13 protein-coding genes and 1 pseudogene are annotated in these 13,926 nt (G+C 66.5%); 10 read left to right on the top strand and 4 right to left on the bottom strand.

The genetic code is table 11. The annotated features are described in order from the left end of the window. The 5 genes and pseudogenes from RMN95_RS16780 to RMN95_RS16760 all read left to right on the top strand — a co-directional run. Nucleotides 1–402 (top strand): annotated as a pseudogene (locus RMN95_RS16780) (heme ABC transporter ATP-binding protein); the annotation flags it as partial. Continuing rightward, on the top strand, nt 399–1,676 hold the full coding sequence (locus RMN95_RS16775) for an ABC transporter permease (protein ID WP_309618046.1): 1,278 nt from the start codon (nt 399–401) through the stop codon (nt 1,674–1,676). The pseudogene RMN95_RS16780 and the gene RMN95_RS16775, both read left to right, overlap by 4 nt. Beyond that, entirely contained in the window at nt 1,673–2,971 is a 1,299-nt protein-coding gene (locus RMN95_RS16770; protein ID WP_309618045.1) for an ABC transporter permease, read from the top strand. The genes RMN95_RS16775 and RMN95_RS16770 overlap by 4 nt, the downstream gene beginning before the upstream one ends. Continuing rightward, nucleotides 2,968–3,387: a cytidine deaminase gene (locus RMN95_RS16765; protein WP_309618044.1), complete on the top strand. Its 420-nt coding sequence runs from the start codon at nt 2,968–2,970 to the stop codon at nt 3,385–3,387. Before RMN95_RS16770 ends, RMN95_RS16765 begins: the two co-directional genes overlap by 4 nt. Before the next feature lie 25 nt (nt 3,388–3,412). Beyond that, nucleotides 3,413–4,708 carry a thymidine phosphorylase gene (locus RMN95_RS16760; protein ID WP_309618043.1) on the top strand — a complete coding sequence of 432 codons (1,296 nt, stop codon included), beginning with the start codon at nt 3,413–3,415 and terminating at the stop codon, nt 4,706–4,708. Between the two features lie 243 nt (nt 4,709–4,951). On the opposite strand, the gene RMN95_RS16755 is transcribed toward RMN95_RS16760, so the two are convergent. Continuing rightward, nucleotides 4,952–5,902 (bottom strand): nucleoside hydrolase, encoded by a 951-nt coding sequence (locus RMN95_RS16755; RefSeq protein ID WP_309618042.1) that lies wholly within the window; start codon nt 5,900–5,902, stop codon nt 4,952–4,954. 46 nt (nt 5,903–5,948) lie between these two features. On the opposite strand from RMN95_RS16755, the gene RMN95_RS16750 reads away from it, so the two are divergent. From RMN95_RS16750 to RMN95_RS16740, 3 genes are all read left to right on the top strand, one after another. After that, nucleotides 5,949–7,070: an adenosine deaminase gene (locus RMN95_RS16750; RefSeq protein WP_309618041.1), complete on the top strand. Its 1,122-nt coding sequence runs from the start codon at nt 5,949–5,951 to the stop codon at nt 7,068–7,070. Between the two features lie 3 nt (nt 7,071–7,073). After that, a complete protein-coding gene (locus tag RMN95_RS16745) occupies nt 7,074–7,523 on the top strand; it encodes a PTS sugar transporter subunit IIA (protein ID WP_309618040.1) in 450 nt (149 codons plus the stop codon). A gap of 61 nt (nt 7,524–7,584) precedes the next feature. Beyond that, on the top strand, nt 7,585–7,857 hold the full coding sequence (locus RMN95_RS16740) for a PTS sugar transporter subunit IIB (protein ID WP_309618039.1): 273 nt from the start codon (nt 7,585–7,587) through the stop codon (nt 7,855–7,857). A 44-nt stretch (nt 7,858–7,901) separates the two neighbouring features. Here RMN95_RS16740 and RMN95_RS16735 read toward each other — a convergent pair whose 3' ends face one another. Beyond that, nucleotides 7,902–9,584 carry a phospho-sugar mutase gene (locus RMN95_RS16735; protein ID WP_309618038.1) on the bottom strand — a complete coding sequence of 561 codons (1,683 nt, stop codon included), beginning with the start codon at nt 9,582–9,584 and terminating at the stop codon, nt 7,902–7,904. Next, nucleotides 9,581–10,417, bottom strand: coding sequence for a purine-nucleoside phosphorylase (locus RMN95_RS16730; protein WP_309618037.1), 837 nt, complete (start codon nt 10,415–10,417; stop codon nt 9,581–9,583). The genes RMN95_RS16735 and RMN95_RS16730 overlap by 4 nt, the downstream gene beginning before the upstream one ends. Nucleotides 10,418–10,447: 30 nt before the next feature. Between RMN95_RS16730 and RMN95_RS16725 the strand changes: the two genes are divergently transcribed. Together RMN95_RS16725 and RMN95_RS16720 are read left to right on the top strand one after the other, a co-directional pair. Continuing rightward, a complete protein-coding gene (locus RMN95_RS16725) occupies nt 10,448–11,884 on the top strand; it encodes an NAD(P)H-quinone dehydrogenase (RefSeq protein WP_309618036.1) in 1,437 nt (478 codons plus the stop codon). 208 nt (nt 11,885–12,092) lie between these two features. After that, the gene (locus RMN95_RS16720) at nt 12,093–13,055 is read left to right on the top strand and encodes a hypothetical protein (protein WP_309618035.1); all 963 of its coding nucleotides are present in this window, start codon (nt 12,093–12,095) and stop codon (nt 13,053–13,055) included. Between the two features lie 136 nt (nt 13,056–13,191). Here the strand turns inward: RMN95_RS16720 and RMN95_RS16715 are convergent. Further along, on the bottom strand, nt 13,192–13,926 hold a 735-nt coding region (locus tag RMN95_RS16715), incomplete at its 5' end, for a biotin/lipoyl-containing protein (RefSeq protein ID WP_309618034.1).

The following is a 13,926-nucleotide window of genomic DNA, read 5'->3' as shown; positions in this document are numbered from 1 at the left end:
TTTCTCGATGAATTCGCGCGAGAAAAGGTGCAGGAGTTCGACATCCGGGCCCAGGGAATCGACACCCACGTGGGTCGTCTCTCCGGCGGAAACCAGCAAAAGGTGGTGCTCGCGCGGGAGCTCAGTCGCGACCTGAGGCTGTTCGTCGCGACCCAGCCCACCCGCGGGCTCGATGTCGGATCGGTCGAGTTCGTGCACGCCCGCATCGTGCAGACCCGGGATGCCGGTATCCCGGTCATCGTGGTCTCCACCGAGCTCGACGAGGTGGTCGCGCTCGCCGACCGAATCGCGGTGATGTACCGCGGAACCATCGTCGGTATCGTGCCGGGCAACACCCCGAGAGAAGTGCTGGGCCTCATGATGGCCGGCGAAGTACCGTTAGACAAAGAGAGCGCAGCATGAGCGATCAACTTCCCCCGCCCGTGCTTGCCGAGGCAACCGATGCTCCACCATCGGCACACGAGCCGCGCGGCTCCCGCACCGAGCAGGTGCTGCGCGACATCGTCGGCGGCCACGCGATGATCTCGGTGCTCGCGGTACTGCTCGCGCTGATCGTAGGGGCCATCCTGATTGCCTTCACTGACACCGGAGTTCAGGCCGCGTCCGGGTACTTCTTCTCGCGCCCCGGAGATACTTTTGCGGCAATCTGGGAGGCGGCATCCGGAGCATATTCTTCGTTGTTCCAAGGCTCGATCTACAACTTCAGGCGCCCGGGATTTGCTGACGGCATCAAACCGCTGACCGAGACCCTGACCTTCGCAACTCCGCTGATCGCCGCGGGCCTCGGTGTGGCCGTGTCATTTCGCACCGGGATGTTTAATATCGGCGGCCGCGGCCAGATGCTGGTCGCCGCGGGTGCCGCCGGCTATGTCGCGTTCACGTTTCCGATGCCGTTTCCGTTGCACCTCATCGTGGCTGTGGTCGCCGGGGTCGCCGCGGGAGCGCTGTGGGGCGGAATCGCCGGGCTCCTGAAGGCGCGAACCGGGGCGCACGAGGTGATCGTCACGATCATGCTCAACTACGTCGGGCTGTACCTGATCTCGTATCTGCTCAGGACGCAGGGTGCACTCCAGGCGCCGGGCTCCAATAACCCGAAGTCGCCGGCGATGCTGCCGACAGCGGTGTTCCCCGAAATGTTTGGTGCCAGATACAACCTGCACTGGGGTTTCGTCTTCGCCATCGCGGCCACGATCTGGGTCTGGTATTTGATGAACAGGTCCAACCTTGGCTTTCAGTTTCGCGCCGTGGGGGAGAACCCCAATGCGGCGCGGGTTGCCGGCATCAATGTCAAAAATGTCTACGTATTCGCGATGCTCATCTCCGGTGGACTGGTGGGGCTGGCGGGCGTTGCGCAGGTGCTCGGAACCGTCACCACCGGTTTCAGCGAGGGTATCGACGCCGGCATCGGATTCGACGCGATCACGGTAGCGCTGCTCGGGCGCTCCAAGCCGGTCGGGGTGTTCGTCGCCGGCATACTGTTCGGAGCGCTGAAGGCCGGAAGCTACTCGATGCAGGCCGCCCAGGGCGTGCCGATCGACATTGTGCTGGTAGTGCAGTCGCTCATCGTGTTGTTCATCGCGGCACCCCCGCTCGTGAGGGCGATCTTCCGACTACCCGTGCCCGGTACGCTGCGCCGAGCACGGGCCCTCAGCCCGAAGGCGATGGTGACCAAATGAGCGTCATGACCCCGACCGCACCGGCCCCGATCACGCCGGCGTCGACTATCAGCCTCGAGACCGCCACCGTCAGAAACTGGAAGCCCCCGATCGGCCTCGGCGTCTTCGCGGTCATTGCCATGCTGCTCTTCACCATCGGTGCCCGCAGCGGCGTCACCATATTCCGACTGTCGACAGATAGTGACCTGATCCAGTTGCCCGCCCTCTCGGCCGACGTGACCGTCGTCACCATCGTCGTTACCGTCCTGCTGTTCGCGTTGGCGGCATTCTCGGCGTGGAAGACATTCCAGGCGAAGAAGACGCCGCTCTGGCTGACGGTGGTGTTCGCGGCTCTGTTTCTCATCGCCTTCCTGACGTGGGCTGCCGCTGGAGCCACCATTCCGGTGCCCGGGCTGCTGGTAGGTGCGGTGGGTCTCAGCGCTCCGCTGATCTTCGGTGCGCTGGGCGGCGTCATCTCCGAGCGCGTGGGGATTGTGAATGTGGCCATCGAGGGCCAGCTTCTGGCGGGGGCATTCGCGTCGGCGGTGGTGGCATCCATCACCCGCCAGCCCGTTGCCGGGCTGCTGGCGGCGATTGTCGCGGGCGTGCTGGTGTCTTTTGTGCTCGCGGCATTTTCGATCAAATACTTTGTCGACCAGGTCATTGTCGGTGTGGTGCTCAACGTGCTGGTTATCGGGCTCACGAGCTTCCTGTTCACACAGCTGCTCAGTCCCAACGAGGCGCTGCTCAACTCGCCCCCGCGCTTTCCGCGGCTGCCGATTCCGATTCTCGGCGAGATCCCCATCCTCGGCCCAGTCTTGTTCCGGCAAACGATCATCATCTACATCATGTACGTGGCGGTCGCGGCCGTCTGGTTCGCGCTCTTCAAAACCAAGTGGGGGCTGCGCCTGCGGGCCGTCGGCGAACACCCACAGGCGGCAGACACCGTCGGCATCAACGTCAACCGCACCAGGTTCTGGAACGTCGCCCTGGCCGGGGGGATCGCGGGTCTCGGCGGGGCGTACTTCACCCTCGACTCGGCCGGTGCCTTCAATAAGGAGATGACCGCCGGTGCGGGGTTCATCGCGCTGGCCGCGGTCATCTTCGGCCGGTGGGATCCGATCCGCGCGACACTTGCCGCGCTGCTGTTCGGCTTCGCGTCCAACCTTCAGAGCGTGCTCAGCATTGTCGGCTCGCCCGTGCCCAGCCAGTTCATGCTGATGCTGCCGTACCTGGTCACGATCTTCGCCGTCGCGGGCCTCGTGGGCCAGGTGAGAGCGCCGGCCGCATCCGGGAAGGCGTACATAAAATCGTGACGACCATCGACCCGACCACCATCGACTGGGATGCCCTGCGAGCGGTCGCGAACGAGGCTGCGACCCATGCCTACGTGCCGTATTCGAACTTCCCGGTGGGAGTCGCGGCCCTCGTCGACGATGGCCGCGTCATCTCGGGAACCAACGTCGAGAACGCGTCATACGGCCTCACGCTGTGCGCCGAATGCGCGCTGGTATCGTCGCTGCACATGACCGGCGGCGGCAGGCTGGTGGCCTTCACCTGTGTCGATGGACGCGGCAACGCGCTCATGCCGTGCGGGCGCTGTCGCCAGCTGCTGTTTGAACATTCCGCTGAAGGCATGCTTCTCGAGACCGTCTCTGGCATTCGCACCATTGACGAGGTGATCCCGGATGCCTTCGGGCCGCGCACCCTCGAGGCATACCGCGCCGAATAGCGCCCTGAGATCGTAAGGAACCACCATGGCAGTTGAAGCATTCGATGTCGTTGACCTCATCCACACCAAGCGAGATCAATGCGCGCTGACCACGGCCCAGATCAACTGGCTCGTGGATGCATACACGCGCGGGTATGTGGCCGACGAGCAAATGGCAGCCATGACGATGGCTATTTTCCTGAACGGCATGGAGCGCGACGAGATCCGCGACCTGACTCTCGCGATGATCGCCTCGGGAGAAACGCTGTCGTTCGAGGGCCTCGGCAAGACCACCACCGATAAGCACTCGACCGGCGGGGTCGGTGACAAGATCACGCTGCCCCTGGCGCCGCTGGTCGCCTCCTTCGGCGTCGCGGTGCCGCAACTTTCGGGCCGGGGGCTCGGGCACACCGGCGGCACGCTCGACAAACTGGAGAGCATCCCGGGGTGGCGCGCGGCGCTCTCCAACGAGGAGTTCTACGCCCAATTGAGGTCGGTGGGGGCCGTCATCTGCGCGGCAGGCACCGGCCTCGCACCCGCGGACGGCAAGTTGTACAGCCTGCGCGATATCACGGGGACCGTCGAGGCGATCCCCATGATCGCGTCATCCATCATGAGCAAAAAGATCGCGGAGGGCACCGCCTCGCTCGTGCTCGACGTCAAGTTCGGTTCCGGCGCGTTCATGAAAGATCCGGCACGCAGCCGCGAGCTCGCCGAGACGATGGTGCGCCTTGGCAACGATGCCGGCGTGAAAACGGTCGCGCTACTGACGAACATGAACGTGCCGCTGGGTCTCACCATCGGTAATGCCAATGAGGTGCGTGAATCGGTGGAGGTGCTCGCCGGTGGCGGCCCCGCGGATGTCGTCGAACTGACCGTCGCCCTCGCCCGCGAGATGCTCGCGCTGGCCGGCCTTCCCGACGCCGACGTCGCCGGTGCGCTGGCGGACGGTCGCGCGATGGACACCTGGCGCGCGATGATCTCGGCCCAGGGCGGGGATCCGGATGCCGCGTTGCCGGCGCCGCGCGAATCCCAGCCGGTGCTCGCCGACCGTGACGGCGTGCTCGTCGCGCAGGAGGCCCTGCCGTTCGGTATCGCCGCGTGGAGACTGGGGGCCGGCCGCGCGCGCAAACAGGATCCCGTGCATCACGCCGCGGGCATCGACCTGCTCGCTAAGCCGGGCGATACGGTGACCAAGGGGCAGCCGCTCTTCGTCATGCACACGGATGAGCCCGCCCGCTTCAACCGCGCACTCGAGGCTCTCACCGGTGCGTACCGCATCGGTTCCGTCGGTGACCCCGTCGAGGACGGCGGCCCGCTGCTGGCCGGCCGCGTCGACTAGCGGCCCCTCCGCTCGAGCGCGGGTCGCGTCATCCACGAGCCCTACGCGCCCCCACACCAGCCTCCTCCACCGCCGCCACCGAACGCCACTGAATGCCGCCGCCGACCGGCTGTGAGGTGCGGGCCGCGGACGGCGGGGGCGGCCTGCGGTGGGGAGCACGGCCGGACGGCTCGAGCGCGGCGGTTCGGCACGACCGCGGGGGTGCGCACGGCCGCGCTCGCGCCGAACCGCCGCGCTCGCGTATTACGCGTGCTCGGGGTCGCCGATGCGCTCCAGCGCGTCGACGACCAGCGCCCAGAACTTCGTGTGGTCGAGCCTGCGCGCGACATGGGTGGTGCAGGTATCGGGGGCGGCCGCGCGGAAGTCGGCCACGGTCATCCCGAGAGTGAGTGTGCCGGTGAGCTCGATATTGAGTGGCACCCGGGTGACCTCCATCACCGTCGGGTCGATCACGAATGCCACCGCGCACGGATCGTGGACGGGCGGGTGCTCGAAGCCCTGCTGCTCGCGGTAGGTCTCGCCGAAGAACGCCAGCAGCTCGCCCACAAAACGTGCCGGCGCAGTGCCGACCGCGGCGATTGCTGCGACGATGGATGGCGTGGCCAGCGCTTCATGGGTCAGGTCGAGCCCCACCATGGTCAGCGGCCACGGCTCGTTGAAGACGATATGCGCCGCCTCCGGGTCGATCACGATGTTGAACTCGCTCGTGGCGCTCCAGTTGCCGACATTCACACCGCCCCCCATCAGCACGACCTGCTTTACCCGGGGCACAATTCGCGGCTCCTTGCGCACCGCCAGCGCGATATTGGTGAGAGCTCCCGTGGGCACGAGGGTGATCTCGCCGGCCTCGGCGCCCATAATCGTGTCGATAATGAAGTCGACGGCGTGCCGCGGGTCGAGCTCGAGTGTGGGCTCGGGTAGTACCGGACCGTCAAGACCGGACGCGCCGTGGATGCTGGCGGCCACCTCAGCCTGCCTCACGAGCGGCCGGTGCGCTCCCCGCGCGAACGGAACACCGGTCATGCCAGCGACTCGTGCCACAGACAGAGCGTTTCTGGTGACCTTGTCAATGGTCTGGTTGCCCATCACGGTGGTCACCCCGACGAGGTCGATGTCGGGATTGCCCCAGGCAAGCAGCATGGCGATGGCATCGTCGTGCCCCGGATCACAGTCCAGGATGATCTTGGTTGGCATGAAACACGAGGCTACAGCCCCGTCGGCTACCGATAGATTTGACATCATGAATAGCGCCATCGACAACTACGTCATGCCCGGAGGCGGAGCAAACATCGCCGCCCTCCCCAAGGTCTCTCTGCACGATCACCTCGATGGCGGCCTGCGTCCGCAGACGATCATCGAGCTGGCGGATGCCATCGGTATGGCAGTGCCGGTCGCGGAGGCCGCGCCGCTCGCGACCTGGTTCGCCGACCAGTCGGATTCCGGCTCGCTGGTGGAGTACCTGAAAACCTTCGACGTCACGACCGGCGTCATGCAGACCAGGGAGGGCCTCACGCGTGTCGCCCGCGAATTCGTGCAGGATCTCGGCACCGATGGAGTCGTGTACGGGGAGATCCGCTGGGCTCCCGAGCAACACCTGACGCGGGGCCTGAGCCTTGACGAGGCCGTCGAGGCCGTGCAGGAAGGCCTGGACGCGGGGGCTGAGGATGTCGCGAACGCCGGTGGAAGCATCCGGGTGGGGCAGCTGATCAGCGCCATGCGTCACGCCGATCGAGGGCGTGAGATTGCCGAACTGGCGGTTCGCCATCGCGGCCGCGGCGTCGTCGGTTTCGATATCGCCGGAGCCGAGGTCGGCTTTCCGGCCAGCAATATGCGTGACGCCTTCGACTTCCTGGCGCGCAACTACCTGCCCACGACCGTGCACGCGGGCGAAGCCGACGGCCTCGAGTCGATTCGCGGCGCCCTGTTCGATGGCCGAGCGCTGCGCCTCGGCCACGGAGTCAGGCTTGCGGAAGATATCGTCACCTCCAGCGAGGACGACGAAAACACCTATGTGACGCTCGGCCCCGTCGCCCAGTGGGTGAAAGATCGCGAGATCGCGCTCGAACTCAGCCCGAGCTCCAACCTGCAGACCGGTGCCATCGAGCAGTGGGGTGAAGAGCTTGTCGACCACCCCTTCGACCTGCTGTACCAGCTCGGCTTCCGGGTCACGGTGAACACCGACAACAGGCTGATGAGCGCGACATCGCTCACGCGCGAACTGTCGTTGCTCGCCGAAACGTTCGGCTACGACCTCACCGACCTGGCGGTGTTCCAGCTCAACGCCGCGGCCTCGGCATTCCTGCCCATCGAGGAGCGCGAGGAGCTGGCTGACATCATCACCGCTGGTTTCGATGCGGCCTGAAGGATGACCCTGCCCCCGCTCCCGATGAGCGCCATCGTCGTCGCTGCCGAGGCCGCAGACTGGCGCGCCGCGGTGACCCTGGCGGGTGAAGCCCTGGTGCGTTCGGGCTCGGCACTGCCGGAATATTCGACGGAGATGATTCGGATGATCGAGGAGCACGGCCCGTACGTGGTGATAGCTCCCGGCCTGGCGCTCGCGCACGCTCGCCCTGGCCCCGCGGTCGTCGCCGACGGCCTGTCGATCGTGACCCTCGCGTCGCCGGTGACGTTCGGGCATCCTCATAACGATCCGGTCAGTGTGATTCTGGGGCTGGCGATGGTGAGTGCGGACACTCACCTGGCGGCCGTCGCGGCCGTCGCTAACGTGTTTAACGACTCGTCGGCCATCGCCGACCTGGCCGCAGCTCGGTCGGCGGAGGAGGTGCGGTCTATCATGGGCGCGGTGGAGCTATGAGGATCGCGTCAGCGATTCTGCGACCCCAGCGCCGACTGAGCCTGCGAAGGAGGGTGGAAACATGAAAATCGTGACCATCTGCGGCGCGGGCATCGGCAGTTCGGGCATCCTGAAGGTGAATGCCGAGCGCGTGCTGCGCAAGCTCGAAATCGAGGCCACGGTGGTGGCGGCCGACATTTCCTCAGTGAAGCAGGTCGCGGCCGACGCCCAGGTTATTCTCACATCGGCCGAATTCGTTGGCGCAATCGGCAAGACTTCCGCCGATGTGATCGTCGTGGAGAACTATTTCGACACCGACGAGCTGCGTGCCAAGCTCGAGGCGGCGCTGGCCTGACGGCTCGCCGACAAGGGGAGCGGTCCCGCTGGTAACAATCCCGCTCAGGCCTCGAGCAGCCGCCGCATCCCGGCGTCGAGTTCAGCCACCACCGACTGGGCGGCGGCGCGTCGCTCGGCCGCCGTGCCGATGGCGCTCGACGCATCGATGTAGACCTTCAACTTCGGCTCGGTTCCGCTCGGCCGAACGATGACGCGGCTTCCACCCGACAGGTGAATGCGCAGGATGTCGCCGGCCGGATACTGGTCGAATCCGCCGATGAAGTCGTCGATGCGGTCCACGGCAATCGTGCCGATGGTCGTCGGAAGTGTGGCTCGCAGCGCGTCCATCATCTGGGCAATTCGGGAAAGGTCGTCCACGCGCAGCGAGATTTGGCTCGACGCGAATGCACCGAACCTGTCGGCAAAGTCGTCGAAGTGGTCATCGATACTTCGACCGGCGGCCTTCAGTTCGGAGGCCAGCGACAGGAAATCGACGGCCGCCGAGATGCCGTCCTTATCGCGCACGATGTGCGGATCCACGAGGTATCCCAGCGCCTCCTCGAAACCGTAGAGGAGGTTTTCGGCGCGCGAGATCCACTTGAAACCGGTAAGCGTATCTTCGTAGCCGAGGCGATACTCGGCGGCGATGGCCCGCAATGCGGGGCTGGACACGATGGACGCGGCCAGGGTGCCCCCCTCCGTCGCACTCCCGGCTGCAGCCCGCTCCGCCGCCCGCCAACCGAGCAGGTATCCGACCTCGTTGCCGCTCAGTCGCCTCCACACACCATCGCGGCCCGGCACCGCCACGGCCAGCCGGTCGGCGTCAGGATCGTTGACGATCGCGAGATCCGCCCCGACCTCGAGAGCGCGGGCCAGCGTGAGATCCATCGCGCCGGGCTCTTCGGGGTTGGGGAACGCGACGGTGGGGAACGCGGCATCCGGTTCAATCTGCTCGGTGACCACAGCAGGAGTGCCGAAGCCGGCGGCCTCGAACACCAGCTTTGCGGTCTCCCACCCGACCCCGTGCATAGCCGAATAGACGAACGACACCGCAGCGGCCGGGTGGCCGATCGTGGCGGTCTGGCGCACGTACTCATCAAGGATCGTGTCATCGGCGACGATGAAGTCGGTCGATCTCGGGAGGTCGGTGATGGAGACGGCCGAGACGCGCGCGATCTCGGCCGCGATCAGTCCGTCCTCCGGTGGCACGATCTGTGAGCCCTGGTCGGCGCCACCCAGGTAGACCTTATAGCCGTTGTCGTTCGCGGGATTGTGGCTTGCCGTGACCATTACGCCGGCGCTCGTGTCGAGGTGGCGCACGGCGAAGGCCAAAACGGGCGTCGGAAGGTGTCGCGGCAGCAGGGTGGTGGTAACGCCCGCGCCGGCCATGATCGTGGCCGTGTCGCGCGCGAAAACTTCAGAATTTCGGCGGCCGTCGTAGCCGATCACGATGCTCGGGTGTGGGTCGCGCGCGAGCAGGTACGCGGCGAGTCCTGCCGCGGCCTGGGTAACAAGCACCCGGTTCATTCGGCGGGGGCCGGCACCGAGCTCCCCGCGGAGGCCCGCGGTGCCGAACTCCAGCCGGGACGAGAATCGGTCGACGAGCGCGGCGTGAGCAGGGGCATCCCCTGCCGCCGCCGCGGTAACCAGATCGTCGAGCTCGGCCCTGGTCGTGGCATCCGGATCCTGGTCGCGCCAGGAATTCGCGGCAGCCAGCAGGCCTGCGCTTGCAGCATCGACCGTCACAGTGCGGCCACGATTCGGGCCAGGAGGCTGCTGATCGTCGACTCCGCATCCCTGCCGGCCTGGATCACCTCCTGATGACTGAGAGCTGTTTTCTGGATGCCCGCCGCCAGGTTCGTGATCAGCGACATGCCGAGCACCTCCATGCCAGCCTGCCGCGCGGCGATCGCCTCGAGTGCCGTCGACATCCCCACGATGTGACCACCGATGGTCTTCGCCATCTGCACCTCGGCCGGGGTCTCGTAATGGGGACCGCGGAACTGGCAGTACACGCCCTCGTCCAGATCCCCATCCACTGTGCGCGCCAGGTCGCGCAGCCGCAGGCTGTAGAGATCGGTGAGGTCGACGAAGGTGGCGCCCTCGAGGGGCGAATCCGCGGTGAGGTTGATGTGGTCGCTGATGAGCACAGGGGTGCCAGGGCTCCACGTTTCGCGAATTCCCCCGGCCCCATTTGTCAGGATCATCGTGGTGGCGCCCGTCGCGGCCGCCGTGCGCACCGAGTGCACCACCCGGCGAACGCCGTGGCCCTCGTAGTAATGGGTGCGCGCGCCGATGACCAGCGCACGCTTGCCTCCCGGCAGCAGCACCGAACGCAGGGTACCCACGTGGCCCGCCAGCGCTGGCGGGCTAAAACCCGTGATCTCGGCGGCGGCAATCGTCGCCGTGGTCTCGCCGATCAGGTCGGCGGCTTTCGCCCAACCGCTGCCCAGGGTCAGCGCGATGTCATGCTTTTCCACCCCGGTTCTCTGGGCGATTTCGGCGGCCGCGAGAGCCGCGATTTCGGATGGATCTGCGGTGGGATCATCGAGTGGATGAGTGAAGGTCAGCTGCGACATCCCCCCACTCTATTCTGAGATAATTGGGGCATGGCCTATGAATTCGAGCGCACGCAACGCATCGCGATCCTCGGAGGCGGCCCCGGCGGATATGAGGCGGCCCTGGCCGGAGCCCAGCTCGGGGCAGAGGTCACGCTCGTCGAGCGGGAAGGCGTCGGCGGGTCGGCCGTGCTCACCGACGTGGTACCCTCCAAAACGCTGATCGCCACCGCGGAAGCCACCAACGGCATCGGCGAGGCAGCCGACCTCGGGGTGCAGTTCTTCACCCGCTCCGAGTCAGGTCGCGCGGTCAGGCCCGAAGTCACCGTCAACCTCGCCGCCGTCAACGCGCGGCTCATGCGGCTCGCACGCCAGCAGTCCGAAGACATGAAGTCGCAGCTGATCAAGGCCGGGGTGCGCGTTATCCACGGCGAGGGGCGACTGGATGGCCCCCAGCGCCTCGTCGTCTCGACCGGCAAGGGCAAAGCCGGCACCGACTTCGATGAGATCGACGCCGACACCGTGGTGGTGTCCGTGGGCGCCCGCCCGCGCATCCTGCCCACCGCGGTTCCCGATGGCGAGCGCATCCTCACCTGGACGCAGCTGTACAAGCTCGAAGAGGTCCCGCCGCACCTGATCGTTGTCGGATCCGGTGTCACCGGCGCCGAGTTCGCCTCCGCCTACACGGCGCTCGGCTCGCAGGTGACGCTCATCTCCTCGCGCGAGCAGGTGCTCCCCGGTGAAGACGCCGACGCCGCCCGCGTCATCGAGGACGTCTTCAAGCGCAACGGGATGGAGGTGCTCTCCAAATCCCGCGCCGAATCGGTCACGCGCACCGCGGATGGCGTGCTCGCCACCCTGTCAGACGGACGCACCGTCGAGGGCAGCCACTGCCTGCTCGCGGTGGGCTCCATCCCCAACACGGCAGGCATCGGCCTCGAGGAGGCCGGGGTTCAGTTGACGGAATCCGGCCACATCCGAGTGAACAGGGTCGCCCGCACGTCGATGCCGTCGATCTACGCGGCCGGCGACTGCTCGGACTTTCTGCCGCTAGCCTCGGTCGCCTCGATGCAGGGTCGCACGGCGGTATTTCATGCGATGGGTGACGGTGTTACTCCGATTGAGTTGCGGAATGTGACATCCAATGTCTTCACGCAGCCCGAGATTGCGACCGTCGGCTGGACGCAGAAGCAGATCGAGGATGGCATCGTGCAGGGCGAGGTATACAAGTTGCCGCTGGCGTCGAACCCCCGCGCCAAGATGATGGGCATCAAAGACGGTTTCGTGAAACTGTTCGCCCGCACCGGCTCCGGCACCGTCATCGGGGGCATCGTGGTGGCGCCGCACGCCTCGGAACTGATCATGTCGGTGGCGCTCGCGGTCGAGCACCGCCTCACGGTCGACCAGCTCGCGCGCGCATTCTCGGTCTATCCGTCGCTGACCGGCAGCATCACGGATGCCGCCCGCGCGATGCACATCGTGGGCTGACGCCGCTGCCGCCCCGTGCGAGCGCGCCGCCCCGTCCCGCGCGAGCGCGCCCCTTCGGTGCCACCGCACCCGTTCGCACGGGCGCCCTCGTGCCGAACGGCAGCGCTCGCCGGGGCCTCCTGTCCTCAACAGCCGCCGCGCGCTGTCATCGTTTCCCCGAGTTGGCGATCGCGGGATGCGTGCTCCCCTGATCGGTGAACCTGAGTGGATGACATCCACAACCCACGGTGAATGGCGAGACCAGTTCGTGCGAGACGGTGAAATTCGAGCTCGCGGTGGCCGCGGAGAACTTATTGCCGATGTCCGCCGCGGCGAGCTGGTGAAAGTGAGCCGCGGCACGTACGCGACGCCAGTCGATGCACTGCTCCCCACGTTCGAGCGAGACGAGAGGGCATATCTGCTGCGAATCCAGGCTGCTCAGTTGGTGGACACCTTGGATTTGGTATTTTCGCACCGAAGCGCGGCGTTGATATGGGGTCTGCCTGCTGTCGAGCCATGGCCGCGCCTGGTCCACGTCATCTCCGGAGTCTCAGCTGGCGGTAGATCGACGACTCAACTCGCTCGGCATGGGGTCGATCCCGGAGATGTGTCGATCATTGACGGGCTCCACGTGACGTCGCTGCTGCGAACGGTAGTTGATGTCGCGCGCACATCCAGCTTTCGCGAGGCAGTCTGCGTAGCCGACGCGGCTCTGAGTGGACTATCGGATGCGTCGGGCATCACCATGAGGCCCCCGGTGCTCAAAACCGATCTCCTGCAGGAGCTGGCACGTGCGGGGTCTGGCCGAGGGGTTGCTCAGGCGCGCGCCGTGATCGACTTTGCGGATGGCGGTTCGGGATCTCCGGGGGAGTCATGCAGTCGCGTGGGAATTCATCTGCTGCACTTGCCCCCGCCGATTTTGCAGCAGCCTTTCTACGACCGGAACGGGCTTATCGGCTATACGGATTTCTGGTGGAAGGACGTAAGGCTGATGGGTGAGTTCGACGGCGCCGGTAAGTACACGCTTCCCGCCTTTTTGCGCGGGCGCACACCTGCTCGGGCTTTAGCCGATGAGAAGAAGCGCGAGGATCGCTTGCGAGCCTCCGGCCGGGGAATGTCGCGGTGGGACTGGGCAGTGGCAATCTCATTGCCACGATTGCGAGCACACCTTGGTGCCGCGGGACTGCGCTGAGCGTCAGGGGTCGAGCGCGCCCATTCGGCGCCACCGCGGCTGTGCGCACCCGCGCGCTCGTGCCGAATGGGCGCGGTGGGCGGGGCCTCGCGGGGCAGCGGCGACGGGCGTGCGCGGCGTGGGCGCGAGGGCGGCGTCAGTCGGCGATGCTGAGCAGCAGGTGCCCGGATGCCACGGTGGCGCCCACGGCCGCGTTGATGCCGGTCACGGTGCCATCTTTGTGCGCCACCAGCGGCTGTTCCATTTTCATGGCCTCGAGCACCAGGATTAGGTCGCCCTTGACGACCCTGTCCCCTTCCGCGACCGCGAGTTTGACGACGGTGGCCTGCATGGGCGCCTTGACCGAGTCGCCGGTGACGGTACTGACGGCGCTGGATGCCCGGCGCTTGGGTGCGGCGGCGAGCGCCGTTCCGCCACCCACCGTCGGGACCAGTTTCGTCGGCAGGGACACCTCGACCCGTTTGCCGCCCACCTCGACGACAACGCTGTGCCGGGCGGGCGGTGCGGAGCCGTCGGGTAGCGATCCACTCCACGGCTCGATGTCGTTGACGAAGTCGGTCTCGATCCATCGGGTGTAGATGCTGAACGGCGACGACGTGAAGGCCGGATCCCGCACGATTTTGCGGTGGAATGGCAGCACGGTCGGCAGGCCTGCGACCTCGAACTCGTCCAGGGCGCGACGCGAGCGCTCGAGCGCATCCTCTCGGGACGACCCCGTGACGATCAGTTTGGCGAGCAGCGAGTCGAATGCTCCACTGATGACGTCGCCCGTGGTGACGCCACTGTCGACTCGCACGCCGGGGCCGCCGGGCACCCGGAGCACGCTGACCGGTCCTGGCGATGGCATGAAACCCCGCCCGGGGTCTTCCCC

Origin of the sequence: Salinibacterium sp. (assembly GCF_031364185.1) — a bacterium.
GTDB lineage: Bacteria > Actinomycetota > Actinomycetes > Actinomycetales > Microbacteriaceae > Rhodoglobus.
Note: the sequence above shows the minus strand (reverse complement) of the source record. Positions and strands in the feature narration are given on the sequence as shown.

What these genes read in the sequence shown, in the direction of transcription:
- RMN95_RS16775 (WP_309618046.1), top strand. Translation starts at nt 399, where the DNA reads ATGAGCGATCAACTTCCCCCGCCCGTGCTTGCCGAGGCAACCGATGCT.
- RMN95_RS16770 (WP_309618045.1), top strand. Translation starts at nt 1,673, where the DNA reads ATGAGCGTCATGACCCCGACCGCACCGGCCCCGATCACGCCGGCGTCG.
- RMN95_RS16760 (WP_309618043.1), top strand. Translation starts at nt 3,413, where the DNA reads ATGGCAGTTGAAGCATTCGATGTCGTTGACCTCATCCACACCAAGCGA.
- RMN95_RS16755 (WP_309618042.1), bottom strand. Translation starts at nt 5,902, where the DNA reads ATGCCAACCAAGATCATCCTGGACTGTGATCCGGGGCACGACGATGCC.
- RMN95_RS16750 (WP_309618041.1), top strand. Translation starts at nt 5,949, where the DNA reads ATGAATAGCGCCATCGACAACTACGTCATGCCCGGAGGCGGAGCAAAC.
- RMN95_RS16745 (WP_309618040.1), top strand. Translation starts at nt 7,074, where the DNA reads ATGACCCTGCCCCCGCTCCCGATGAGCGCCATCGTCGTCGCTGCCGAG.
- RMN95_RS16740 (WP_309618039.1), top strand. Translation starts at nt 7,585, where the DNA reads ATGAAAATCGTGACCATCTGCGGCGCGGGCATCGGCAGTTCGGGCATC.
- RMN95_RS16730 (WP_309618037.1), bottom strand. Translation starts at nt 10,417, where the DNA reads ATGTCGCAGCTGACCTTCACTCATCCACTCGATGATCCCACCGCAGAT.
- RMN95_RS16725 (WP_309618036.1), top strand. Translation starts at nt 10,448, where the DNA reads ATGGCCTATGAATTCGAGCGCACGCAACGCATCGCGATCCTCGGAGGC.
- RMN95_RS16720 (WP_309618035.1), top strand. Translation starts at nt 12,093, where the DNA reads ATGACATCCACAACCCACGGTGAATGGCGAGACCAGTTCGTGCGAGAC.